We start from the raw sequence: 25,996 nt of genomic DNA, 5'->3' as shown, positions 1-25,996 counted from the left end.
TTTCTTTTTATCACGCACATAACTCATCTATAGAAGAACGCTTTGCAAATAGCCCCCCTTACTTGCCGATGACTTTTTCCATCTCCTTTGGTAGACTAAAGAGGAAAGGAGAGATTACATATGCTTACAATGAATGATGTAATTCGCGAAGGAGACCCAATTTTGCGAGATGTTGCAGAAGAGGTGTCGTTACCGGCGAGTGAAGAAGATACAAATACCCTTAAAGAAATGATTGACTTTGTAATAAATAGCCAAGATCCTGAAATGGCTGAAAAATACAGTTTACGCCCTGGAATCGGATTAGCAGCTCCGCAAATTGGTATTTCTAAGAAAATGATCGCGGTTCATGTAACTGATACGAATGGTACGTTATATAGCCATGCATTATTCAATCCAAAAATCATTAGTCATTCTGTTGAACGTACATATTTACCAAGCGGTGAAGGCTGTCTATCTGTAGACCGTGAAGTACCTGGCTATGTCCCTCGCTACACAAGAATTACAGTGAAAGCGACATCTATTAACGGCGAAGAAGTAAAATTACGTTTAAAAGGTTTACCCGCAATCGTATTCCAACATGAGATTGATCATTTAAATGGTGTTATGTTCTATGACCATATTAATAAAGAAAATCCATTTACTGCTCCCGATGATTCAAAACCTCTAGAGCGATAATAATAAAGTGAAACTTTAATCAGTGTGGACTATCCCCTCTGATTTATTAGCCCACAAAAAAAGGCGGAAGTTAATCTCCCGCCTTTTTATTTTATGAAATGGGTCCCATATATACTTATAGCAATCCAGCCCATTTTAATCCATGGTATATACCGTCTTCACTAACATCCTTTGTCACATGATTCGCAAGTTTTTTCAAATCTTCATGACCATTTCCCATCACAATACCTGTCCCAACTGCTTCAATCATTTCCAAATCATTTAAACCATCCCCAAATGCATACACTTGTTCACGGTTAAATCCTAATTTCTCAATGAATTTCTCAATCCCTTTCGCTTTAGAACCACCATTTGGAATGATATCCATTGAATACGCATGCCAACGAATAAAATGAAAATCTGGGTACTGATTAATAAACTTTTCCTCTTCATTTACTTCGCAGAAAAGAAGTGTCTGATAAATATCACGTTTCTCATAAAAATCAGGTTCATATGCTGGATGCTCAAAGTTTAAGCTTCCGAATCCTTCTTTCACATAATCATGATATTCCACTGATGCTCTCATATCTTGATGATCAAGATATACAAGTGGATATCCTTCTTGTTTTGCAAACTGAGTAAACTTATGTAGAGCATCTGGATGTAGCGGATTATTAAATATTACTTCATCTTCGAAGACAACATATTGTCCATTAAAACTAACATAATTATGTATATTAAGTTCCTTACGAATATCTTCAAACATAAACGGCGCACGTCCTGTCGCAATTGCTACATGCACACCTTTTTCTTGTAAATGTTTTACTGCATCCCGTGTAGATTGCGGTATTTTTTTATCATGATCTAATAATGTTCCATCAATATCAAAAAAGACAATTTTATCATTCATTTGTCAAAATCCTCTCTGGCACTTTACATTCCCATTTTGATTATCGCTTTTCAAATTCTAAAAAAAAGTATAACATATTAAACATCTGTGAAGAAAGCGTTCACTTTCTAACCTTATTTATGAAACCTGCATATATATATTAGTAAAAAATGTGGATACTTGTTCGTATGAATTTTCTTTTCCATTCTTTCTCATACTATACCTATAACTAACGGCTACTAAACGTTACTATAGAATAACTTTCACTATATGAGATAGGACAAAATTCACAATTCACTTTTGTCCTCTTTCTTATACTAGAGACGGAGTTTTCACTAGTAATATGCATGTTTAAAATAAGGAAAGGAAGGAGTAATCATGCTGAAGAAGCTGAAGAAAAAGCTCAAGCGTTATTTAAACGATCTAGTCCGTAAAAAGACAATCGCTTAAATTGTGCCCATTTCGGGCTTTTTCTTCATTCTCATTCGAAAAAACATGAAAATCGTGACTGTTTGCTTTATAATAAGTAACAGATAATGCAAAACATAGACAAGGAGAGGTTTTCCCAATGATTTTTAAAGTATTTTATCAAGAAAAAATGACTGAGGTTCCAGTACGTGAAAATACAAAAGTTTTATATTTAGAGGCTACGTCTGAAAAGGATGTTCGTAAAAAATTAAATAAGTTCGCATATAATATCGAGTTTGTTCAGTCTGTTACTGGTGCTCATCTTGAATATGAAAAACAAAACGCTGATTTAACATTAGCGGAGATCGTATAGTCATATGAAATTTCTAAAGAATGATCAGGCTGCCGTTTTTGCTTTAGGTGGACTTGGTGAAATCGGTAAAAATACATATGCTGTTCAATTTCAAGATGAAATTATTATAATCGACGCTGGAATTAAGTTTCCAGAAGACGAACTCCTCGGAATCGATTATGTAATACCAGATTACACTTATTTTGTGCGAAATGAAGATAAAATCAAAGGATTATTCATTACACATGGTCACGAAGATCATATCGGTGGAATTCCTTACTTATTGCGTCAAGTGAACATTCCGATTTATGGTGGAAAATTAGCAATTGCACTAATCAAAAACAAATTAGAAGAGCACGGATTACTTCGTAAAGCAAAACTTTATGAAATTCAAGAAGATGATGTGATTAAATTTAAAAAGACATCTGTTTCCTTCTTCCGTACAACTCACAGTATCCCAGATTCATACGGAGTTGTTGTGAAAACACCTCAAGGACAAGTTGTTCATACTGGTGATTTCAAATTTGATTTCACACCAGTCGGTGAACCAGCGGACTTAACAAAAATGGCTGAAATCGGAAAAGACGGTGTACTTTGTCTCTTATCTGATAGTACAAATAGTGAAGTTCCAAACTTTACAATGTCTGAACGCCGCGTTGGTGATAGCATTCAAGATATTTTCCGCAAGGTTGACGGCCGTATCATTTTCGCAACCTTTGCATCAAATATCCATCGTCTACAACAAGTGATTGAAGCTGCCGTTGAAAACAATCGTAAAGTGGCTGTATTTGGTCGAAGTATGGAAGCAGCTATTGAGATTGGACAGAATCTCGGTTACATCCGTTGTCCAAAAGATACATTCATAGATGCATCTCAATTAAACCGCCTACCAGCTAATAAAGTTGTTATTCTATGTACAGGTAGTCAAGGTGAACCAATGGCAGCACTTTCACGTATCGCAAACGGGACACACCGTCAAATTCAAATTATCCCTGGCGATACAGTTGTATTTTCTTCTTCACCAATTCCAGGAAATACAATTAGTGTAAGCCGTACAATTAATATGTTGTATCGCGCTGGCGCTGATGTAATTCATGGTAAACTTTCAAACATCCATACGAGTGGACATGGTGGACAAGAAGAGCAAAAACTAATGCTGCGTCTAATTAAACCGAAGTATTTCATGCCAATTCATGGTGAGTATCGTATGCAACGTATGCATATGAAATTAGCGAATGATTGTGGCATTCCAGAAGAAAACTGTTTCATCATGGATAATGGAGATGTTCTTGCTTTACGTTCAGATGAAGCAAGCGTAGCTGGAAAAATTCCATCTGGCTCTGTCTACATTGATGGAAATGGTATTGGAGATATCGGTAATATCGTATTACGCGATCGTCGTATCCTTTCTGAAGAGGGACTTGTTATTGTAGTTGTAAGCATTGATATGAAAGAATTTAAAGTTGCAGCAGGACCTGATATCATCTCCCGCGGTTTCGTGTACATGCGCGAAAGCAGCGATTTAATCAATGATGCACAAACATTAATTACAACTCATTTAGAAAAAGTAATGGAGCGTAAAACAACACAATGGTCTGAAATTAAAAATGAAATTACAGATACATTGGCACCATTCCTATACGAGAAAACGAAACGTCGTCCAATGATTTTACCAATCATTATGGAAATATAAAAAAAAAGGACAATGCCTTCATGACATTGTCCTTTTTTCTTATCTTAAAAAGTGTTTAAAGCGATCTACTTCATCATCATGACCAATTACAATTAATATATCCCCCGTTTGAATATTTTCCGTAGCTCGAGGAGAGACGATAACTTCTTTACCGCGTTTAATTGCTACAATATTCAATCCAAACTTCGCACGGATATCTAATTCGATCAAAGAATGCCCATCAATTTTTTTATTTGCAATAATTTCTACAATACTATGCTCATCTGAAAGCTCAAGATAGTCTAACACATTACTTGATGCAATGTTATTAGCAATCCGTTTTCCCATATCACGTTCTGGATGCACAATATGGTCTGCACCTATCTTACTTAATACTTTTTCATGATAATCATTTTGAGCTTTTACAGTAATATTTTTTACACCTAACTCTTTCAAAATTAACGTTGTTAAAATACTTGAATTTAAATTATCTCCAATAGCAACAACTACATGATCAAAATTACGAATACCTAGACTTTTTAATACCATCTCATCTGTTGAATCTGCAATTACAGCATGCGAAGCTATATTTGCAAATTCATTAATTTTATCCTCGTCTGAATCAATTGCCATTACTTCCATACCTAATTGAGCTAGTTCTCGGCAAATACTTCCACCGAAACGCCCGAGCCCAATGACAGCAAATTCTTTTTCTTTCTCACTCACAGGAACTCCTCCAATAACTTCAAGTACTATGTATTTTCATTGTAACATACTTTATATACGTCACAAAAACCTGTAGATCGCATTTATTTTTGTTTTTGTATATAAAAATATTGTTGTAAATAAAAGGTGATACCAACAAGTAACATGCCAAATACAAATATATTTCCAAATGAACTAAATGTTTCAAAAACGAACAATAGTGTTTCTTGACCAAAAAAAGCAAATAGAAGCTGCGTAAATGCAAATAACAGCGCCCATATGTAATGATGTTGATGGAATAAATAGTGCGTTGCACCTAAAAAAGCAATAAGTGATAGGATGAAACCCCACCAATTTTCTAAAAACAGTTGCCAATTAGAAAATTGATATCCATTTACTAATATCGCAATAATCCCTATAACCGCCATCGTTGGCACACTCCAAAATAGTGCTCGCCCTCTAAAGAAGCGAGTACCTTTAACATCTCCTTTTTCATGTGCAATGTATGTTAGTACTACTGTACTTATATATAAAACAGAAAGAATTGTTAAAACGATAATAAGCCAAAAATGCAATTGATAATATTCATGTTCTATATTTGTCACGATTGCAGCTAGCATACAAGGGATCAACATTCCCGTCCAACCATCTACTTTTCTCTCATTCCAAAACACCGTATTACCAATCCTGATGCCTAACAACATAAAAATAATGATACCTAATACAAATAACGTAGTTTTATTCCCAACTAAACTCGTTGAGAAAGCAATTAATCCAATAAATAAAAAGAGTACAAACCCATTCATAATTTCTAGTACAGGCGATAAATATCTCTTCACCCATTTATATGTTTCGCCATACTCATTATTATCAGCTAAACGGTAAGCATAAAAACTTATCCCAAAATAAACCGCAGCAATAATAACATAAGCATATAAGACGCAACACAAAATTGCACTGCTAATTTGCACGTAATTCCCCACCCTTTTTCTATGTTTCACATTGATTTTACACATTTTTCACACGAAAAGTAAACAGATATACAATAGTTACTTCTAATGACCGACAATTAATAATGAGCAGTGGCTAAAAACCCCTGCTCATTATTAGACAACCAATTGAATTTGTTAATTTCTATTCCCTTTCCACTTTACATATTGGTCTATAAATAGAATCGCCTTTTCAATCGCTTCTTCGTCTGGTTTTAATTTCGCATGATGTAAACCATATTCTGAATTTACTCCAAGCCAAAACATAAATCCAGGAATCTCTCGAAGCATATAACCAAAATCTTCACCTGTCATTGCCTCAGTACATGTAATTACATTCATATCAGTTTGTTCACGTACAAATTGCATAAACTCTTTCGTTAATTCTTCATGATTATACACTTGGTGATACATCGCTCCGTAGTCAATAACTGCTTCACATTGGAAGGAGGCTTCTATACCTGCAACAATTGCCTCAATTCTGCTTTTCACACGCTTCATTGATTCTACTGATAATGTACGGATTGTGCCTTCTAAGCGAGATTTTTCTGCTATAATATTTTGAACTGTACCACCTGTGATTTTTCCAATTGTAATTACCGCACTGTCAAGAGGGTTCACATTACGACTAATAACAGATTGCAGTTGTGTAACAAGGTGGCTCGCTGCAACAATCATATCATTTGCAGTATGCGGGTAAGCAGCATGTCCACCTTTTCCTTTTAAATCAACATATAATTCTGATGTATTCGCAAATAACAGACCTTCTTTTGTGGCAATTGTTCCTACAGCGTATTCAGGTGCAATATGAAGGCCTAGAATTATATTCGGTTTCCATTCTTTTAACTCTTCACTTTCTAACATAGGAAGAGCCCCCCCTGGCCCTTCTTCTGCTGGTTGGAATAGAAATACAAGGTCATCATCTATTCTTTCCGTTACAGCTGCTGTTAGAAGGCCTAAACCGATTGTTGTATGTAAATCATGTCCGCATGCATGCATCATGCCTTCATGGATAGAAGTAAACTCATATCCAGTTTCCTCTGTAATTGGTAAACCATCTATATCTGCACGATAACCTATAATTTTTTCTGGATTTTTTCCATTTACTTTAACAATGACACCCGTTTTCCATACTTTCACTTCCACATATTCATTCGAAAGCGTTCCTATATAATCTAAAATATACTGTTGTGTTTTCCACTCTTTAAATCCAATTTCCGGGATTTTGTGTAAGTCTCTACGAATTTGGACGAATTTGCTCACTGTCATTTTTGCACCTCTATCTATAAAAAGCGTAAGAGCTCATTTATGCTCTTACGCTTTTTTGTTTTTATTTCTCTGGGTTTAATTGACGAAGCTCTTGTTTAATTTCAGTTTTTGCTTTTGTCTTCTCATCAATTTCTTTAATTACACGTGCTGGAGTACCTGCAACAACTGTATATGGAGGAACATCTTCTGTTACAACAGCTCCTGCTGCTACAACTGCCCCTTTACCTACTGTAACGCCCTCTAATACAACTACGTTTGCACCAATTACAACATCATCTTCAACGATAACTGGCTTTGCTGAAGGTGGCTCAATAACACCTGCAAGTACAGCACCTGCACCTACGTGACAGTTTTTACCAACAGTTGCACGTCCACCAAGTACTGCATTCATGTCGATCATAGAACCTTCACCAATTACAGCACCGATGTTAATTGTTGCATTCATCATAATAACAGCGTTGTCGCCGATTTCAACGTGGTCACGAATAATCGCGCCTGGCTCAATGCGAGCTTTAATACCTTTTAAATCAAGCATTGGAATTGCAGAATTACGACGATCGTTTTCTACAACGTAGTCAACGATGTACTTGTTATTTTCATCAAGAATTGTCTTAATTTCAGACCATTCCCCAAATAATACACCAGACTTTTTATTTACAAATGCTTGTACTGTTTCAGGGAATGTTACTTCTTTTAAATCCCCTTTTATGTATACCTTTACAGGAGTTTTCTTTTCACTTTTTTGAATAAACGAAATAATTTCGTTAGCGTCCATCATTTTCATTCTTGTTGCCTCCTAAATCCATTTATAATGTTACTCTACCAAACGATAGAGCGAGTAGCAAGATAATAATCCTATTTTTCCATTTGAATTTCTTCTATAATTTCTAAAAATGCTTGTACTTGCTTCAATTGTCTTGCCGATTCACTCGTCAATAACCATGTTTCTCTTGTTAATTGAACAGGTGTTTTATACATATTTCCCTGCACTTCTTTTAAAACAGTAGAAGGCAATAGAGCATAACCTATACCATTTAAAACAAGTTGTTTGCACGTTTCAATTTGGTCAACTACAATTGTTCGCTTAGGCGGATTAGAGAATAACCCGTACCACCAATTTTGTATTTGTCCATAATAAGTCGAATCACTTTTAAATTGAATAAATGGTCTATTTGTTTCTTTTAGCATCGAAATATCTTTTATTTCTTTATCAACTAAATATAATTCATCTTCAAATAATTGCGTCTTTTGCCCTTTATATTCCTGTGATCCCCTTAATATAGCAACATGAACGTCGCCCTCATAAAATTGTTTTTGTACCTCACTGCTCCAACCAGTGAACAGAGATATCTTCACAGACGGATATTTATGTACAAACTTTTTCAATACCGGCGGAAGCCAATATTGACCAATAACCGATGCGACAGCTATTTTTAACGTTCCGTGAGTTTCTGTTCTAAAAACAGCTAACTCACTTTTAATATCCTCTTCCCTTTGCAACATTTCCTTTGCATAATTCGCAACTTTTTCCCCTTCAGGTGTAATTGTCAATCCTTTTTGTGAGCGAATAAAAAACTTCATTCCCCATTGTTTCTCCATAGATTGTAATCGTTGACTAAGCGCAGGTTGGGAAACAAATAAACGTTCCGCCGCTTTTCTCATATTTGATTCCTGAGCTAACACAACCATCATTTGAAAATCATCAATTTGCAACTTTCTCCCTCTTTCCTTAGCTTCCATACACCTTATTTCAATAAGCTTTTCATCCTTAATTTAACGAAATACTTTTATACAGAAAATATGATTTTTCCGTTCAAACTTTTCTTATGTTTTTTATCTTTTTAAATATAATACATACACCACTGATATGCACGAAAAAAAAAGTGACTTCTCCGTTTCTATGAAGCCACTTTTCTCATGTTATCGATTATGCTGTCTCACTTTTTTATTCAACAATTTTAAAATAGCTCGGCGTGTTAAAATACCCTCAAAATAGCCATCTTCATTGACAGCGCAAATAAAAGGATGATCAATTGTCATTTCCAAAGCTTTAGCAAATGAATCTTCTAACTTAAGAACCGGAATATCTTCTTTCATCACTTGTTCCACCTTCATATTCTCAAGCCTTTCAAATTCAATACGCTCTAAACCTAACATACCGTCTAATATCATAGCAGTACTAATCAACCCATGCAGTTTATACGTTGGGTCTAAAACAGGTATCGCCGAATATCCAGATTTTACAAGAACAAGTAAAGCATGCTCTAAACCATTCCCGATTTGGACATGCGCTACCTTTTCTGATGAAATCATTAAATCCTTCACAAGAATTTGTTGAAACTCGTCTTTCGGAATACTAATCATGTTACATCCCCCATTTTCCCTTTTCCTGCTTATATTCACCGACTCTATTCATATTTTATGACAGCGTTTTCATATTATTATTTTGTCCTAAATTTATTTCAATAAAAATACAATTACACAGTTATTTTAGCATACAACACAAAAAAAAGACTACCATTCCGGTAGCTCTTAATACCCTTTATTTTTCAATCTGTAAAATAACCTTGTGATTTTTTTATATTGCGTCACATCTGTCTGTTTTAAACCATTCTCAATATCCGTAAGTTCCACAGCTAAAATTTCACTCGCATAATTTTGCTGAAATAGAATATCTAGTAACAAACTTTGTTCTTCTTTCGTTAAAACAAGTTCCCCTTGCATATACCCCTCTCCTTATACTCGCATCGTTATCTTCATTATATACAATCTTCGACCTATTTAATAGATGTAATATTCAGTTTCAAACAAGAAACATGTAACATAAACATATAGAATGTATTTCTTGTTATTTCGTATATCGATTTGCATAACTAAATGCCGCATAAGCATCCGGCTTAATTTTTGCAGTTAATCCCATCGCTTGAATTTTCGCTGTCATATCTAAAATAAATTCTTTTGTTAAGCCATCATTCCCTATGTCCAAATGAATTTCCATTATAAATCCGGCCCCATCTTGAGCATATGGATGCAATAAGTCCCATATTGTTTGTATATGATTAGGAGTAAATAGGCATGCGATTTCTTGACTAAACTGCGTTTCTAAATATATTTTCTCCCGTAATGTTTCCGGCTTATCTTTTACTGACCTGTGGTGTAAACATCCCCAGGCTCCTTTTCCAACACGATGAATATGGATTGCCGTAATAAATCTCGTATCCTTTTGATGTGCTTGTGAGTCTGTCCCAATAGATAATCGATATAAATTTCGTGGATCCTTTTCAATGAAACTACAAATGCGGTTAAAGACCATATCAAAATTCAAATGTCTCTCTGAAACATTATAAAATTTATGTTCACCGTCCACATAGTCACGTCCTTTCAATTAGACAGACTTTTCGTATTCTCATTGTATGGGACAAAAATAAAAATTATAACTTACTATCCTTTATTCGTTTCAATATTTCGAATTACATAATGGCATACTTGGCACGTATAAATTACATTTTGATTAGATTGAGCTGTTAATACATGAATAATCTCATCAGAATTTTGGCAATTAGGGCAAACCACAACTGGTAAACGCTCCATACTACAAACCTCCTTATTATATTTATTCCGCTATTTGCAAGCAGACCGATTGGTGTGTGCTACTAATCCGGTGAGATAGACAAACCCTCACCGACTAAAATTTCACTTTATTACCATTGTAGGAAAAACGACAAACTCCTATACATATATTGGGAAGTAATAGAACTAAAAAAGGTACCGCCATATGGCAGTACCTTTTTTATATGTATCAAGAAATGATGTCATAAATCTCAATTGCAACCATATCGATATTATCGAATTGATACACTTGAGGTTTTTCACCTTGTTGATACACTTCTAACTCATACATTTCACTTTTATCGAAAAATTTCACGCTACATTTGCGTTCACCGTTCACTTCAAAGTAGCGTTGTGCTACTTCACCGCTTACAGCTTGTTCTTGTAGACTAACAAGTCGAGTTAAAATTCCTTGGAGTAGAGACATGAAATCTCTCCTTTCTCTAATCTGCCTACCAATAGGTTTTACAGCTATACTCATTCTATCCGTCATAACAGAAAAAATGTTCCACACTCTAGGATAAAGGTTCTTGGCAAGAAACTCAACTAAAAATTTGTCGAAATTCGAAGGAAAAAATAGAAAGAACATCTTTTCCCCTCTTTATTGCGATTTTTATACTAGAAGAATATAATAAAAAACAGAAAAAAGGAGGAATTACAATGAAAAAAATTGAGGTTTACACACAACCCGATTGTCCGCCATGTGTCATTGTGAAAGAATTTTTAAAGCATAATAACGTTGCATATGAAGAATTTGACGTAAAAAAAGACGCTGCTGCTCGCAATCGTCTTTTATACGACTATGATTCCTATTCAACTCCAACAGTTATAATCGATGGAGAAGTGGTTGCAGGTTTTCAAATCGAAAAATTACAACAGCTACTCAATATAGAATAGGAATAGGTTTCTACCTATTCCTATTCTTATAATTGTTGTAACCTTTTTATTTCAGTTAAAAGTTCCTGACTTTCATGATACCCTGCTAGTTTCCATTTCCCTTGATCCCTTTGCAAGGTTATAATTTGATATTGACCACTTTTCGCCCGCTCATATACATATAAATTTTTATGCTCTTCATCATACGACATTTTCGTTTCTGAATTAAAAGAAAACGGCGCTGCTTTTGCTGGAAGTAAATATTCACCACTTTGCTTATCACTTCTACTATTTTCATCTGTAAATACTTGAAGGAAATTATCTGTAAAATACGGTGATAACGTCTCTATCATCTTGTTCATCGGCAAACGCTTCCCACGAATTGAAAATTGGGTCTCATAGCCTTTTTGTATCGTTGTAAACACTTCTTTCCGATCGACTTTCACTTCTTCTTTCCCTAAAACAGTTGTGACACTATAACCAACGAGAAAGGCAACACAAACAAATAGAACAAACCATATTCCATATTTCCTCATTTTTTCACCTTCCTTTTAAAAGAACTTGTCTTTGTAGTAATCATTGTAACAATGATTATGCAAAGAAAGGGATGGTTTCGTTCGTAAAATCTTTACAACGATAGACAGCATTTTCATCACCATTTTCACTATTACCAATTTCTGATAAAAACAAACAAAAAATGCACGAATCTCTTCGTGCATTAAAATAAAACATCTTCTTCATATAAATATTCATAAGATAAATCTATAAATAAAAAGTTTTCATCATCAATCGGGAAAGAAAATGTCCGTACCATTTCACCAGTTTCAATATCGGCATATAAATCTGAAAGTCTCGCCTTATTTTCAAAACGCATTTTCATAATATTCTCAAGAAAATACGGACGCCAACTCCAGTTCTTCATATAATACTCCGGCATCACAATCCATTCCCCATCTTTTTTCATAATATTACCTGATTGTTGAAAACCATCTTCATTGCAAATAAATATGCGAAAACTACATTGTGATATACTTTGGCTAAATTGTAATAACCAATCATTTATATCTTCATTCTTTTTTTGTTTTGACAGAACATCACCAATTCGATCACGTAACATCTCTGTTAAATGATAAATTTTTTGCAACTTCTTTTTCTCATGCTGAATAAATTGATGACACTCATTACCAAGTCGCTCTTTTAAAACATTCGTTTCAATAAAATCAGGTAAACATTCTTTTAAATAATTACCTTGATAGTATCTACCACCGTTTTTCCAAGCATATTGTAGTTGATAAAAAGCATCTATTTCTTCATATAACAATGTCGCACCAATTCTTCTAGCAAGTAAAGATAAGGAATATAAAATATCTTGATAAGATTGTATAAGTGCAGTTTGCCTTAAGTTTGTTAAATCTACTTTTAAAATATCAGGCGCTAACACGCTAATACGTTCTAAATTACTTGTACCCGTTCCAACTTTATTAATCGAAATTTGAATACCATATGTACGATAATACATAAGCAAATGATTAAATTGTTCTATATCTTCTTTGCATTCATGCTCTGTTATTTCTAAAACAATATGTTTCAAATTCAAACCTTGTTTTTCATACATTAATAAAAGTTGAAGTAAACTTTCATCTTCATCATTCATTAATACATTAGCATTCCGATGTATAAATAATAATAATTTTTGATCACTTTCTAAATAACGGTTTAAAGCTTTTTCTACTATGATGTTATCCGCTTCCAGTTGAAACTCACTTGGAATAGAATCATCATGAAAGAACGAAGCTAAACTTTGTATGCCCTCTTCTGTTTGAATACGTCCTACTACTTCATATCCAATTACTGTATGTTCATCAGCACTAAAAATAGCTTGATAATAAGGAAGGACTTTATCCAAGTTACTCATTACATCTAATGCATCTATCAACGTGCTTCCCTCCCTTTACTTTTCAAAAATTATAACACGATATTTACGGAAAAATAATAAAAAATCCCTTCAGTTCTCCTGAAGGGATTAGAGGGGTAAAATGCTAAGGGGAATTAGCAATTCTACTATGAAGAAAAAAGAGGTCTTAAATATACCGTATATATGACCTCTTGTAAATACCTTTCTTTCACATGTCACAATTCCGTCACATTTTACCACGAAAAATGAATCAAACATTCATTTGGTCATCCCTCTTAAAATGGATATTGATGCAAGTGTTGTCCTCCGTCCATTGTCATGCATGTTCCATTTATGTACGCAGCTTCATCTGAACATAAATAATAAGCTAGACCCGCAATTTCTTCTGGCGTACCTAGTCTTCCAAGTGGCACACTTTGTAGTGTACGCTTAGCCATTTCTTCTGAAATCCATAATTTATCGGCACCGCCCGTACGTTCAATCGGCCCTGGTGCGATCGCGTTAACTCGTATTCCATATTTACGTCCCCACTCAACAGCAAGCGTTTTCGTCATTGCTAATACTCCAGCCTTTGCTGCAGCTGAATGAATAACTCCTGGACCTGCATCCCATGCATATGTCGCTACCATGTTAATGATATTTCCTTTTATACCTTTCTCAATCCAATACTTTCCGACAGCTTGACTGCAATAAAATGTACCATTTAACACAATATTAATGACCGAATTCCAGCCATTCACAGATAAATCTTCTGCTGGACAAATAAAGTTGCCAGCTGCATTATTTATTAAAATATCAATTCGTCCGAACTTTTCATCAATATGTTCAATCATTTTCTGAATATCTTCAGTATTTCGTACATCCATTTGTACAGGCAATACTTGCCCTGGAAACTGTTCAATTTCTAACTTTGTTTCCTCTAATTTTTCTTTTGTACGCCCTGTAATAACAACTCGTGCCCCTTCTTTTGCAAAACGAGTTGCCATTCCTTTTCCCATTCCACTCGATCCACCTGTTATAATTACTACCTTCTCTTTCACATATATCCCTCCCAAAAATGAATACACATTCATTTTATCACTTTATTTGATAGAAATCTTTATATTTTTTAAGTTTTCTGATATTTTAACGTAAAGAGGTTTCTTTTCATTCATTTTCTCTATAATCTATACTACTACTTTATTATTTAAAATATATTTTAAATAAAACTGAAAGGAGATTTGAGTAACCTGTATATGGAACAAAAACACATGATATAAACCAAATAGGTATACTCATACTTTTATGAAGCAAATTACAAGAAGAAATTTTTTAAAAGTTGGCATGCGCACTTGTCTATATTCATTTATAACCACTAGTATCGGTTATTATTACGCTAAATACATCGAACCCTATATGCTCTCTTTTACACAGCACACACTTAAATCACAGCTTATACCAAAAAGTTTTCACGGTATGAAGATTCTTCAGTTTAGCGACTTACATCTCGGATACTATTTCTCGCTCCAACATTTATCTCAAATCATTTCTAAGATTAATGCTGCAAACCCAGATATTGTCCTTTTTACTGGTGATCTCATTGATAATTACCAAACATATACTGACACTCCTTTCGTTGCATCCATTTTAAAGAATATACAAGCACCCTTCGGTAAATTTGCTATTTATGGTAACCATGATCACGGCGGATATGGAACTGAATACTATGATCACATCATGCGTGAATCTGGATTTGAACTATTACAAAATAGCGAAAAACGAATTCGTTTACTAGATAATAGTGAAATTTCTATTTTCGGTCTTGATGATATACTACTCGGTAAACCGAGAATAAGGGAAACATTACGACATGCGCAGCAAAATATTTATACAATTGTTCTTGTTCACGAACCAGATATTGCCTCACAAATCGCTACATACCCAATCGATCTTCAACTTTCTGGACATAGCCATGGCGGACAAGTACAAATTCCGTTTTTAGGTGCTATCATTACCCCTTCACTTGCACAACAATACGTTGAAGGTTTCTATAACATTCAAGATTTAACTCTCTATGTTAATCGCGGACTTGGAAGAACACGTGTCCCATTCCGGTTTATGTCAAAACCTGAAATTACACTCTTCACCCTACAACATTCGTAATAATTCGCCTATTTTCTTACATATCCTTTCTTGTACGCGCTCATCCACGTTTCGTTTACCATATGATAAAAGTGAGTCCAATAAAGGAGGTTTATTCATGTATCCATATTATCAACCATTCCCAGTTCGTTCAGCACCTATTGGCCCAGTAGGCGACTCACGATTCTTTCCATTTTTCGGCGTTCCATTTCTAGCTGGAATTGCTGGCGGATTACTCGGTGGTGCATTAGCTTTCGGTCCTAGACCGTTTTATCCGCCTTATCCACCACCTTTCCCACCACCAGCACCTTATCCTTGTTATGGTGGACCTTGTCAACAACCATACTATTACTAATTTAAAATAACGATTCTTTCAAATGTTATTCACTCAACGAACCACCTCATTACACGCTTATAATAAAAACTATTATTTCTGCCTATCCTCCCATTTTTGGAGCATATGAGTAGAAAAAAGTAAAAACCTCTTCATTTCAATAAGAGGTTTTTACTTTTTTTTATTATTCAGCGTCTGTATTTTGATATGCCATCTTAAACAAATTCACTTGGCTATCAATTTCTTCTGTACTACCATTAATAATATAATAATAGTCACCATCTTTATTTTGTTCCCTTGTTTTCACATTATCAGCTAAAATAAGCTGTAAAATCGCCTTTATTCTTGCTTTCATTTCAATATCTAAAATAGGGAAAGATATTTCTACTCTTTTTTCCATATTTCGCGTCATCAAATCAGCTGAAGATAAATATATTTTCTCATCTCCATTGTGATGGAAATAATAAATTCGGCTATGTTCTAAATACCTTCCAACTACACTAACTACACGAATATTTTCACTTACATTTGGAATACCAGGTCTTAAACAACATGTTCCTCGAACGATGAGTTCTACCTTTACTCCCGCTTGTGATGCCTCATACATTTTTTTTATTAATGGTTTATCTGTTAATGAATTCATCTTAGCAATAATATATCCATTTCCATATTGCCTATGATAACGAATTTCTTCATCTATTAAATCCATAAATTGCTCTCTTATATCAAATGGTGCAACCGATAAATGATGAAAATGTGGTTTCGTTGTATAACCACTCAAATAATTAAAGAAATTTGTTGCATCGACTCCAAAGTCTTTTCGTGATGTAATATAGCCAAAATCGGTATATAGCTTCGCTGTTGCATCATTATAATTTCCGGTCCCAAGATGTACGAACCTTTCGATTTTTCCGTTTTTTCTTCTTACAACTAGCGTGATTTTACTATGCGTCTTCAAGTGACTCACACCATAAATAACGTGACATCCAGCCTGTTCTAATTCTTTAGCCCAATGAACATTGTTCTCTTCATCAAACCTTGCTTTTAACTCCACCAACACTGTCACTTGTTTTCCTTTTTCAGCCGCTACTTTTAGCGCCTGAATAATCGGAGAATCTCCACTCACACGATATAATGTTTGTTTGATTGCAAGTACATTCGAGTCATCTGCTGCATCACGAACAAAATCAACGACTGGCTGAAATGACTCAAAAGGATGATGTAATAAAATATCATGTTCTAGCGCTTTTTCAAATACATCTTCCTCATCACTTAAATCTTGAGGAGGCTGTGGAATAAGAGCTGGGTATACAAGATGCTCATATAGTGGTGCTAATTTTTTATATAAAGAGAATAAGCATGTTAAATCTAACGGTCCATCCATCATGTATACATCTTCATCTTTTACTTCTAACACCTCATACAATAACGCCAATACCCTTTCATCGATGTGTTCTTTCCCAACTTCTAAACGAACAGCAGCTCCCCACTTACGTTTTTTCAATTCTTTTTCAATTACTTTTAATAAATCACGTGCACCTTCCTCATGTATTGTTAAGTCCGCATTACGTGTAATACGGAAACGAGTAACAGATGATACTTTATATCCTGTGAATAATTTATGGGTAAAACCACTAATGACATCTTCTAATAAAATAAATTTATGCTTTTGTCCTTCACTCGGTAAAAAGATGAAACGCTCTAGTAAAGAAGGCACTTGTACAATCCCTAACTTCGTACGATTTTCTTCTTCCGCTTGCTTCTCATCATATAAAATAGTAGCTAAATTCAAACTTTTATTTAACAACATTGGAAATGGACGGTACGCATCAATTGCTACAGGAGTTAACACTGGGAAAATTTGTTCATCGAAATATTCTTCAATAAATTCTCTTTGCTCTTTCGTCAAATCATGAAATGTTAGACGTTCAATCCCCTCTAGTTCAAGTGCTGGTAATACATAATTTTTAAATGTATTATATTGTACCGTCATTAGTTCATGAGCTTTTACCGCAATCTTATTCAACTGCTTTTTCGGTGTTAACCCCGCTTTATTTTCTGGTTGGTTAAATCCTGCGCTTACTTGATCTTTCAAACCTGCCACGCGCACCATAAAAAATTCATCTAAGTTCGAACTAAAAATGCTAATAAACTTTAATCTTTCCAAAAGTGGATTACTTTCATCTTGCGCTTCTTGTAGTACACGTTCATTAAAAGCTAACCAACTTAACTCGCGATTATTATAGTAAGCTGTATCATTTAAATTCACTACATTCCCCTTTAGCAATTCCATTTTCTTCACACTTCCCCTTGAAACTTTTTTAATATAATTTAATTATTTTTATTTTATCAAATTACAATATTCCAAGGTGTTAATTTTTTGTAAAGACATCCGTACAACGCATCATTTTAATTCAAATGACAAGTGAATATTCGTTTTTAATACTCTTTCTAGCTGTTTTTTTTGTTTTTCAGCTTGCATTTTTTCTGCTAATGCCGATTGCTCACATAAAATTCTAAACGTTAATCCTTCCTTGTTTTCTGTTATGGATATCGTGTCAACAAGCAATCTTTGTCTTACATTTAAAGCAGCTGAAAATTGTAAGACAGCCCCTAATAGGCGAATTTTTTTTTGTTCGCTTTTATCAAACCAACCTTCGAATGGAGATAGATGTTGTTTAAATAACATTTTTGATTTATAAGATGCAATAAGCGCTAACCTAACCCGATCTTTATGCATCATACCATCAATTGTTTTATTCGCTAATAAATAAAACGTATGTAAACGACTCGCTTCTTCGTCTATATATTTTCCTATATTGAATACTTTCGCTGCTCGATGGAATACTTCCCATTCTTTAGCTGACATAGAAATAAGCCCCGCTTCTTCAAGCTGTTGACAAATTAATCTCCCATGTTTAATAAGTTGAATGACGAATTCCATATCCATTTCGTATTCATGTGATAATAAATGCAAGCTTTCTTCGACTACGTTCGGATAATATGAAATCCCTAAATCTTTCGTCAATTCTTCATAGAAAACCCCTTCTCTTAATCCTTTTCTACTTAATACAAATGCCGGTGCCTCTATAACATTAACAAGTGTATGAAATACTTCGACTGCTGGGATAATTGTATCTGCTCGATCCTTTGCTAATCCTTCCAATTTTTGAAGTTCTATGAACGATAATTCTTTTAATTCATCTTTCACACTTCGAATATCTTCTTCTTTCATTTTATATAAATGTACTCCTGCTATAGGATAACAAATTAAATTCTGATGGATTTTCACCATATTTCTTGCACTACCACCAATTGCGATAAGCGGCAATTTTTTACCGATTAACCAAGGTAACGTTCTGAATTGCTGCTCTAAATACTCTTGAATTTTCTCTATCTCTTCTGTTGTAGGAATATCACCTTGAATAAATTGTCGCTTTAAAGAAAGCGCTCCAAAAGGAAAGCTATGGTACTGTAAAATCTCTCTATTTCGGAAATATGTAACTTCCGTACTTCCCCCACCAATATCAACTGTAACCCCGTCTGAAAACGACGTAGAATTCATAACTGCTATATAGCCATAACGTGCTTCCTCATATTCTGATAATACTCTAAGAGTAAAGTCTGTTTGTCCTTCAACAAGTTTTTTAATTACATCTTGATTCTCAGCCTGTCTAATTGTCGCTGTTGCAACACAAAGTACATGATGCAACTTATGAAACCGTGTACTTTCTTGAAATTGAAATAACGTTTGTAACAACACTTCTATTCCCTCATCAATTAATACACCATCAACTAAATAATTTCTTAACCTAGCAACTACCTTCGTATTTTCAATCTCTTTATAAAACTTCCCATTTTGTTTTTCGTAAATTACTAAACGCATTGTATTAGAGCCAATGTCAATAATGGCATATTGTTGTTTTAATATTTCTTTCAAACTTCTCACTCTTTCATTATCAAATTTCTAAAACACATTCTATTACTATTATACAAAATAGTTGTTTTTTGTAACAATATTGCTTTAATATTGAAAATATATACAATCACTTTTTGCATATAATAAAAACCTCTTTTATTTATGGTATAATAATGAAAAATTGAAAGGAGATTCAATATGAAACCTTCACAACCACAATCTCAATTACACAACCAACATTCTATTAATCGACTAGCTCAATCTGTTTTCGTTGTGAATCGTCATGCCAAAGCTGCAACTAATCCCAAGTACTTATACTGGTTAAAAAAGGCTGCTTTAGAACGTCTAATCGCTGAAAAAAAAGCAATTAAAGAAGGATTACATTTTTCTAGAAATCCACGTTTTAGTCAACAACAATCTGATGTTCTTATACGTTTAGGCGATTATTTTTTCCATATCCCTCCTACGAAAGAAGATTTTCGAATTTTACCACACCTTGGTCATCTTGAATCCTCCTATCGAAACCCGAAAACAACCTTATCTTTAACAGTAGCAAAAAAAACACTTCAAGATTATATTGGTCCTGAAGCATTGAAACAAGAAAAAAAATTAAGTGAACCTGTTCCATGGTATAGCCGTACTTATACAAAAAAATAAAACAGTTTGGCNNGCCAAACTGTTTTATTTTTTCTCTTCTTTAATTTTAATATTTGCTTGTTTATAGAAAGCTACTTTTTCTGCATTATAAGACTTTGTGAATTCATTAAACTTATCTTTTTCTGACTCAATATCTTTATAAGATTGATTTACTACTTTTACTTTTTCACTAATATCTTTTAATTTAGTACCTTTATCTTGTAACATTGTGTATAACTCTTTTTCTTGCTTTAAAGATTTATTATAGCTATCAAACATCTTGTTAAATGATTCATGTCTTTTCTCATACGTACTTTTAACTTTATCTGCTTGGTCTTTTAATTTATTATCTTCAATTTTATTCACATACTTATCAACTGACTTCACTTCTTCTTGTGCTTTATTTAAAGCCTCTTTTTCTTTTGTAAGCACTTTTTCTCTTTCATCTGTATTCTTTACTGCTTGATTAAGCTTTTCTTTAACAACCTGATTATTATCTTTTCCTTCTTGAACAATTTGGTTATATAATTCTTGTCCTTCTTTCTCTAAAGTTTCAAGTTTTTTTGCATCTTCAAACATTGTCTTTTCTTGCTTGGCAGCATTTTCAAACGCAACATATAATTCCTCTTCTGGTTTCGGTCCAAAACAACCAGCTAATAAAATCATTGATAACGCGGTTACAATTGCTAATTTACTATATTTCAACATCTTTTCCTCCTACTTATAAACGACCATTGTGTAAAAAAGCTATGAAAATCATGTAATCCTTCTATACACTTCACACTCGCATCTTTTTTACGAAGATCATCAATATTATTTATAATGCTTGTATACATTTATTACTTGAAATTACATTTTACGTTATTCTCTTTGAATTATTTAGCAGTTTCATATCCATCTTTTAAGTATATTTTACTTGGTATTTTTTACACTATGTATTAACTTAAAGTACAACGAAATTCACCAAATCCATCATAATTAGAAGAACAACTGTAATATTTCACCTGATAAAAGATGATCGTTGGTCTCTCACGTCTATCATTCCCTTTCTGGCTTTCTATCAAATAATCTCTTAGTTCATTTTACACAGCACAACTACTACCTCGCAACAACTTACAAATATTCTTTTTATTCCCTAAAAAGGAAAAGTGTAGAGTATGCTTTCCCCTACACTTTTAAAATGAAACACATTGTGCAAATGCATTGACACATCCATCATAATTATATGCCTATTTCATATATTTTTAAAGACTTTTATTACAATGAAAGTTCTTTTTGTAATAAAAGTCAAAAAAATGTTACATTCAAAACTTCTTTATATCATACTTCTTTAACTCAAAGTTTTACTCCTCACCTTGTAAATTTCTATACTGATACAATTGATTCTGTGCTTTTCTTAACAATTCTTCAAAAGTTTTTCCTTCTACTGGATAACTAGCCGCCCCAAATAATAATGTTATACTTAGTAAACCACTTTCTATTTCACTCTCAATATTTTTTATTAATCTGTTTGTTATTGTTGATTTTTCATGTCCATTATCAATCGCTACAATAACATATTTATTTTCATCCCATTTTGTAACGACATCACCCTTTCGAATCGTATTTACAATGGTACGCTCCAATCTTTGTACTAACACTTCTAGCTTTTTTTCTTGCACTGTTTCCTTTAATCCTTCCCACTCTTTAACTGAAAGAATGTACACTGTAATATTACGAGAATCTCGTTCAGATAAAGCAGCTACTTTCCCAAAAAAATCAACAACAAAATCATTACTTGCCATTCCTCCTACTTCCATATTCACACGTCCGTTTGCCCTTTTATCGTACCAATGGCCAAAATAAAAGCTTAGCAACAATTGCAAAATATAAATAATAAAGACAGTATAAAATGATCGCGAATCTAATTTTGCAATTACATCCTGAAGCGCAATCCATTCTGTAACCGCAACAGTATTCCCAAATAATAATCCACTAATTTTTCCTTTATATTTCATACTTCTCCTCCTTTCTATACCAATATATGCTTCTATATTAATAATGTTTTTCTACCAAATAAAAAATGTACATATTCAATGTACATTTCTGCTTAAGCTTGTATACCATTTCTATTTTATTTCATATATATACTATATATCGTTTATAGAGAGGAGTGACCTATATGCTACAAAAAGAAAATCTATCAGATGCTATTCGTTTACTAGCTGGTTTTTTGTTATCATTAAAATTACTATTTACCTCTTTCGGAATAAATTTTATTACAAACGATCAAATCGACGCTATTGTAAACGTTGCTTCATTTCTATTTATTTTATATTTTGGCTATAAAAATAACTATGTAGGAAAAAAAGGAATAGAACAAAAGAAAATACTCAAGAAACACAACCTTCATTAAAAAAGGAACCTTTCACACAGGTTCCTTTTTATCATTGCCGCACGACAACTTCATTTGTTTGCAGTGGACCATATAAGACTTCTTTATGTTGAAATGTGTATGTAGCCTGAAATAAAGCATTTTTGAGAGCTTTATCTTTATTTACTTTTATTTTACAACTTAGTTCCACCTTCTCATTCGGTAATAAATTATCAATTCGCCATCTTACAAGCTGGAATAAAAACTCGCTCATCCCCTTATTTACCTTCAATGAATTTGGAATATATGCAAAATAATCTCGAATCATATGACTTACAACCACTCGCGAAATCACTTCAATTCCTTTATTTTCAACTTCAATTCGAATAATAAGTATGTCATTTACATCATAGATCAATTCATATGAAAATTTCTCTTGATACATACTACGGATTTGTAATGTAACTGCTACATTAGGAAGTTCGCTTTCCTTTTTTGAGCCATCAATCCACAATACTGGCTGTAGCGGTATCGAATCCCTTCCTTGATCCGAAATTTGCTCCCATATTTTCATAATATATATTCACCTCATTTCAGATGTACCATCCATACAATCCTATTCTTCCTCTTTACACAATAAACTCCAAAAATTCTTAACGCTTGTTACAAACGATATTTAATATTTCTCTTCCTTTTATCCTATTCGACAATATAAAGAAAAAACCATTTTTGATCTGTTAACAGGGCGTATTCTTACTGAAATATTTTTTTACAATTTCCTTCATTGACCTTATAACAATATTAAGTATTACTCACTCGTTTGCTGTCCATACAAAAGAATATTTTGACGGAAGAAAAAGTTTGCCTTTTAGTCAAGTTTGACTATAATATTCTTTATGGCATATCAGTGCACTTATGTAAAATGATTCGAAAGAAACTATACATACAGCTTTTATGCACTGTACCTAATGCTTTATGCAGTTTACTTATTATTAAAGGAGGGTTATATTTGGAAACTCAACTATCAAAAAAAGATTCCAACAATATAAAGTTCGTTGTTGCTGGTTTACTACTTGGTATTTTAATGGCCGCAATGGATAATACAATCGTTGCAACCGCAATGGCAACGATTGTCGGAGACTTAGGAGGATTTGACAAATTCGTTTGGGTCACATCAGCATATATGGTAGCAACAATGGCAGGGATGCCTATTTTCGGAAAACTTTCTGATATGTACGGACGGAAACGTTTTTATATTGGCGGGCTCATTCTTTTCTTATTCGGTTCTGCACTTTGTGGAACAGCTTCAAGTATTGAGCAACTAAGTATTTATAGAGCAATTCAAGGTATCGGTGGTGGCGCCCTTATGCCTATCGCCTTCACAATTATGTACGACATATTCCCACCAGAAAAACGTGGAAAAATGACAGGGTTATTTGGTGCTGTATTCGGTACATCTAGTGTATTTGGGCCTTTATTAGGTGCTTATATTACAGACTATATAAGTTGGCATTGGGTTTTTTATATTAATATTCCATTAGGACTTATCTCCTTCTTCTTCATTACTAAATACTACAGTGAATCTCTAGAATTTAGAAAACAAAAAATTGATTGGGCTGGTGCCATTACACTTGTCATTAGTATCATCTGTTTAATGTTTGCACTAGAACTTGGTGGAAAAACGTATGCATGGGACTCTAATGTAATTATCGGTTTATTTACAACTGTTGTTATTATGCTTATTATTTTCTTCTTCGTAGAACGAAAAGCAAGTGAGCCTATCATTTCTTTCCATCTATTTAAAAAACCTTTATTCGCAGCTAGCCAAGGCGTTGCCTTTTTCTATGGTGCCGCTTTTATCATCTGTACAGTTTATATTCCAATCTTCATTCAAGGTGTTCTAGGTGGTTCTGCCTCAAATGCTGGATTAATTTTAACACCAATGATGGTCGGCTCTGTAATTGGAAGTCAAGCAGGTGGACAGTTAGCTTCACGAACAAGCTATCGTAACATTATGATAGTGTCTGGCGTTTTCTTCGTTCTTGGTATTTATTTACTAAGCACTTTAACAATGGACACACCTCGTGTACTCGTAACACTATTTATGATTCTCGCTGGACTCGGTGTTGGATTCTCGTTCTCAGTTTTAAGTATGTCTTCTATCCACAAATTAGAAATGAGAGACCGTGGTGCTGCTACATCAACAAACTCATTCTTCCGTTCACTCGGTATGACTCTTGGGGTAACGATTTTTGGTACAATTCAAAGTCATATTTTTACGGATAAACTAAACGCTGTGTTCCCTCCTGAACTAGCAAAATTAGCCCCAAAAGGTGGCGACACAAGTTTCTTATTATCACCAGGTGCTACAGATAAAATACCCGCTGAAATATTAACTGGCATTAAAGAAGCTCTTGCTACATCTATTGCCAATACATTCTTCTGGGCACTTATCCCGGCTGTACTAAGTATTATTTGTATTTTACTTATGGGAAATGAACGCCTATTTACAGGACCAAAAACGAAACAAAAACAAGTAAGTTAGAATAAAAAAAGGAACGGCATATCCCTTTATGAAAAAGGATATGCCGTTTATAATATGTATAAAGTTTTTATATACAGGAGTTGAGACAGAATGAGCATGAAATTAGTCATTCTCGGCTTGCTACTCGAAGGAGATAAACATCCATATGAAGTGCAGCACATCATGAAAGAACGACAAATGGATTGTTATATTAAATATGCAAAAGGATCACTTTACTACGCCTTCGAGCAATTAGAAAAGCAAGGCGCGATTAACATTACAACCGTTGTTCGAGATACAAATCGACCAGATAAAACAATCTTTCATATAACCGAAGAAGGTAAACGGATATTTCACACATTACTATTAAAACAGTTCGAAGCAAAAAACCAAATATATAAACCAATCTATTCAGCACTCTCTTTCACTCACTTTGGTGATGATCAAGAGTTAGTCCCTATTTTAGAAAAAAAGAAAAATGACACCGTTCAATATTTACATAAAATGCAAACTATATATGATTGTAGTAAAGGAAAAATCCCACGTGCACAACTATATATTTTACAAAGCGTTATTGAACATATTACCGTGGAATTACAATGGTTAAACACTCTCCTTACAGATGCCGTTGCAGGACGCCTTTCAGAAATTGATATAGATAAAAATTAATCCTATAAAGAAGATATCCCTCTTCTTTATAGGATTAATCCTCATTTTATTTCACCTTTGCAGCTCACTCTTCACTTTATAAAAAACAGAAAAATGAAAAAA

The 25,996-nt window shown here is 33.8% G+C and carries 29 protein-coding genes; 10 read left to right on the top strand and 19 right to left on the bottom strand.

From position 1 onward, the window contains the following. Positions 1-120: 120 nt before the first annotated feature. Positions 121-675, top strand: a complete 555-nt coding sequence (gene def / locus COI75_RS12625; protein ID WP_000957069.1) for a peptide deformylase — start codon at positions 121-123, stop codon at positions 673-675. 115 nt (positions 676-790) lie between these two features. Here the strand turns inward: def and COI75_RS12620 are convergent, their stop codons facing one another. After that, complete coding sequence (locus tag COI75_RS12620) at positions 791-1,564, bottom strand: Cof-type HAD-IIB family hydrolase (RefSeq protein WP_000998264.1); 774 nt, start codon at positions 1,562-1,564, stop codon at positions 791-793. Positions 1,565-2,111: 547 nt separating this feature from the next. Here COI75_RS12620 and COI75_RS12610 point away from each other — a divergent pair. Together COI75_RS12610 and rnjA are read left to right on the top strand one after the other, a co-directional pair. Then, complete coding sequence (locus COI75_RS12610; RefSeq protein WP_000576442.1) at positions 2,112-2,324, top strand: DNA-dependent RNA polymerase subunit epsilon; 213 nt, start codon at positions 2,112-2,114, stop codon at positions 2,322-2,324. A gap of 4 nt (positions 2,325-2,328) precedes the next feature. Beyond that, positions 2,329-3,996, top strand: a complete 1,668-nt coding sequence (gene rnjA, locus COI75_RS12605) for a ribonuclease J1 (RefSeq protein ID WP_000670366.1) — start codon at positions 2,329-2,331, stop codon at positions 3,994-3,996. A 39-nt stretch (positions 3,997-4,035) separates the two neighbouring features. On the opposite strand, the gene COI75_RS12600 is transcribed toward rnjA, so the two are convergent. From COI75_RS12600 to COI75_RS12555, 10 genes are all read right to left on the bottom strand, one after another. Next, positions 4,036-4,701 carry a potassium channel family protein gene (locus COI75_RS12600; protein WP_001290443.1) on the bottom strand — a complete coding sequence of 222 codons (666 nt, stop codon included), beginning with the start codon at positions 4,699-4,701 and terminating at the stop codon, positions 4,036-4,038. A gap of 83 nt (positions 4,702-4,784) precedes the next feature. Further along, positions 4,785-5,651 (bottom strand): hypothetical protein, encoded by an 867-nt coding sequence (locus COI75_RS12595; protein WP_001167308.1) that lies wholly within the window; start codon positions 5,649-5,651, stop codon positions 4,785-4,787. 156 nt (positions 5,652-5,807) lie between these two features. After that, a complete protein-coding gene (locus COI75_RS12590) occupies positions 5,808-6,938 on the bottom strand; it encodes an N-acetyldiaminopimelate deacetylase (protein ID WP_000218666.1) in 1,131 nt (376 codons plus the stop codon). Between the two features lie 61 nt (positions 6,939-6,999). Then, complete coding sequence (dapD, locus tag COI75_RS12585) at positions 7,000-7,722, bottom strand: 2,3,4,5-tetrahydropyridine-2,6-dicarboxylate N-acetyltransferase (RefSeq protein ID WP_000783243.1); 723 nt, start codon at positions 7,720-7,722, stop codon at positions 7,000-7,002. 71 nt (positions 7,723-7,793) lie between these two features. Beyond that, entirely contained in the window at positions 7,794-8,678 is an 885-nt protein-coding gene (locus COI75_RS12580) for a LysR family transcriptional regulator (protein ID WP_033657067.1), read from the bottom strand. A gap of 180 nt (positions 8,679-8,858) precedes the next feature. Beyond that, positions 8,859-9,302, bottom strand: coding sequence for a cyclic-di-AMP-binding protein CbpB (cbpB, locus tag COI75_RS12575; RefSeq protein ID WP_000623578.1), 444 nt, complete (start codon positions 9,300-9,302; stop codon positions 8,859-8,861). Positions 9,303-9,470: 168 nt separating this feature from the next. Further along, on the bottom strand, positions 9,471-9,662 hold the full coding sequence (gene abbA, locus COI75_RS12570; protein ID WP_001161203.1) for an antirepressor AbbA: 192 nt from the start codon (positions 9,660-9,662) through the stop codon (positions 9,471-9,473). A 124-nt stretch (positions 9,663-9,786) separates the two neighbouring features. Further along, complete coding sequence (locus COI75_RS12565) at positions 9,787-10,305, bottom strand: ribonuclease H-like YkuK family protein (RefSeq protein ID WP_000348521.1); 519 nt, start codon at positions 10,303-10,305, stop codon at positions 9,787-9,789. A 74-nt stretch (positions 10,306-10,379) separates the two neighbouring features. Next, positions 10,380-10,529: a hypothetical protein gene (locus COI75_RS26905; protein ID WP_000440543.1), complete on the bottom strand. Its 150-nt coding sequence runs from the start codon at positions 10,527-10,529 to the stop codon at positions 10,380-10,382. Between the two features lie 208 nt (positions 10,530-10,737). Continuing rightward, complete coding sequence (locus COI75_RS12555) at positions 10,738-10,974, bottom strand: YkuJ family protein (RefSeq protein WP_000055152.1); 237 nt, start codon at positions 10,972-10,974, stop codon at positions 10,738-10,740. Positions 10,975-11,207: 233 nt separating this feature from the next. Here COI75_RS12555 and COI75_RS12550 point away from each other — a divergent pair, with 233 nt between their 5' ends. After that, positions 11,208-11,444 (top strand): glutaredoxin family protein, encoded by a 237-nt coding sequence (locus tag COI75_RS12550; RefSeq protein ID WP_000717874.1) that lies wholly within the window; start codon positions 11,208-11,210, stop codon positions 11,442-11,444. Positions 11,445-11,470: 26 nt separating this feature from the next. Here the strand turns inward: COI75_RS12550 and COI75_RS12545 are convergent, their stop codons facing one another. The 3 genes from COI75_RS12545 to fadH form a co-directional block, all read right to left on the bottom strand. Next, on the bottom strand, positions 11,471-11,959 hold the full coding sequence (locus tag COI75_RS12545; protein WP_001233800.1) for a DUF3993 domain-containing protein: 489 nt from the start codon (positions 11,957-11,959) through the stop codon (positions 11,471-11,473). Between the two features lie 182 nt (positions 11,960-12,141). After that, the gene (locus COI75_RS12540; RefSeq protein WP_000564308.1) at positions 12,142-13,359 is read right to left on the bottom strand and encodes an EAL domain-containing protein; all 1,218 of its coding nucleotides are present in this window, start codon (positions 13,357-13,359) and stop codon (positions 12,142-12,144) included. Positions 13,360-13,613: 254 nt separating this feature from the next. Continuing rightward, positions 13,614-14,378: a 2,4-dienoyl-CoA reductase gene (fadH, locus tag COI75_RS12535; RefSeq protein WP_000660915.1), complete on the bottom strand. Its 765-nt coding sequence runs from the start codon at positions 14,376-14,378 to the stop codon at positions 13,614-13,616. 244 nt (positions 14,379-14,622) lie between these two features. Between fadH and COI75_RS12530 the strand changes: the two genes are divergently transcribed. Further along, positions 14,623-15,480, top strand: a complete 858-nt coding sequence (locus COI75_RS12530) for a metallophosphoesterase (protein ID WP_002095365.1) — start codon at positions 14,623-14,625, stop codon at positions 15,478-15,480. Positions 15,481-15,577: 97 nt separating this feature from the next. Continuing rightward, positions 15,578-15,814: a hypothetical protein gene (locus COI75_RS12525; RefSeq protein WP_000283733.1), complete on the top strand. Its 237-nt coding sequence runs from the start codon at positions 15,578-15,580 to the stop codon at positions 15,812-15,814. Between the two features lie 163 nt (positions 15,815-15,977). Here the strand turns inward: COI75_RS12525 and COI75_RS12520 are convergent, their stop codons facing one another. Together COI75_RS12520 and COI75_RS12515 are read right to left on the bottom strand one after the other, a co-directional pair. Beyond that, complete coding sequence (locus COI75_RS12520) at positions 15,978-18,086, bottom strand: polyphosphate kinase (protein ID WP_000421693.1); 2,109 nt, start codon at positions 18,084-18,086, stop codon at positions 15,978-15,980. 111 nt (positions 18,087-18,197) lie between these two features. Then, positions 18,198-19,742: a Ppx/GppA family phosphatase gene (locus tag COI75_RS12515; RefSeq protein WP_002095364.1), complete on the bottom strand. Its 1,545-nt coding sequence runs from the start codon at positions 19,740-19,742 to the stop codon at positions 18,198-18,200. A 168-nt stretch (positions 19,743-19,910) separates the two neighbouring features. On the opposite strand from COI75_RS12515, the gene COI75_RS12510 reads away from it, so the two are divergent. Next, complete coding sequence (locus COI75_RS12510; RefSeq protein WP_000804856.1) at positions 19,911-20,369, top strand: YkyB family protein; 459 nt, start codon at positions 19,911-19,913, stop codon at positions 20,367-20,369. A 24-nt stretch (positions 20,370-20,393) separates the two neighbouring features. Here the strand turns inward: COI75_RS12510 and COI75_RS12505 are convergent, their stop codons facing one another. Both COI75_RS12505 and COI75_RS12500 read right to left on the bottom strand, forming a co-directional pair. Further along, positions 20,394-21,056 carry a YkyA family protein gene (locus tag COI75_RS12505; protein WP_000922486.1) on the bottom strand — a complete coding sequence of 221 codons (663 nt, stop codon included), beginning with the start codon at positions 21,054-21,056 and terminating at the stop codon, positions 20,394-20,396. A 635-nt stretch (positions 21,057-21,691) separates the two neighbouring features. Beyond that, entirely contained in the window at positions 21,692-22,345 is a 654-nt protein-coding gene (locus tag COI75_RS12500; RefSeq protein WP_000875435.1) for a diguanylate cyclase domain-containing protein, read from the bottom strand. A 164-nt stretch (positions 22,346-22,509) separates the two neighbouring features. Between COI75_RS12500 and COI75_RS12495 the strand changes: the two genes are divergently transcribed. Next, entirely contained in the window at positions 22,510-22,743 is a 234-nt protein-coding gene (locus COI75_RS12495) for an SPP1 phage holin family protein (RefSeq protein ID WP_000939444.1), read from the top strand. Positions 22,744-22,774: 31 nt separating this feature from the next. Here COI75_RS12495 and COI75_RS12490 read toward each other — a convergent pair whose 3' ends face one another. Next, a complete protein-coding gene (locus COI75_RS12490; RefSeq protein WP_000707101.1) occupies positions 22,775-23,275 on the bottom strand; it encodes a hypothetical protein in 501 nt (166 codons plus the stop codon). A 435-nt stretch (positions 23,276-23,710) separates the two neighbouring features. On the opposite strand from COI75_RS12490, the gene COI75_RS12485 reads away from it, so the two are divergent. Together COI75_RS12485 and COI75_RS12480 are read left to right on the top strand one after the other, a co-directional pair. After that, a complete protein-coding gene (locus COI75_RS12485; RefSeq protein WP_000449888.1) occupies positions 23,711-25,246 on the top strand; it encodes an MDR family MFS transporter in 1,536 nt (511 codons plus the stop codon). Positions 25,247-25,336: 90 nt separating this feature from the next. Then, positions 25,337-25,894 carry a PadR family transcriptional regulator gene (locus COI75_RS12480; protein ID WP_000062068.1) on the top strand — a complete coding sequence of 186 codons (558 nt, stop codon included), beginning with the start codon at positions 25,337-25,339 and terminating at the stop codon, positions 25,892-25,894. Positions 25,895-25,996: the final 102 nt, after the last annotated feature.

Source organism: Bacillus cereus (genome assembly GCF_002564555.1).
GTDB lineage: Bacteria > Bacillota > Bacilli > Bacillales > Bacillaceae_G > Bacillus_A > Bacillus_A cereus_K.
Note: the sequence above shows the minus strand (reverse complement) of the source record. Positions and strands in the feature narration are given on the sequence as shown.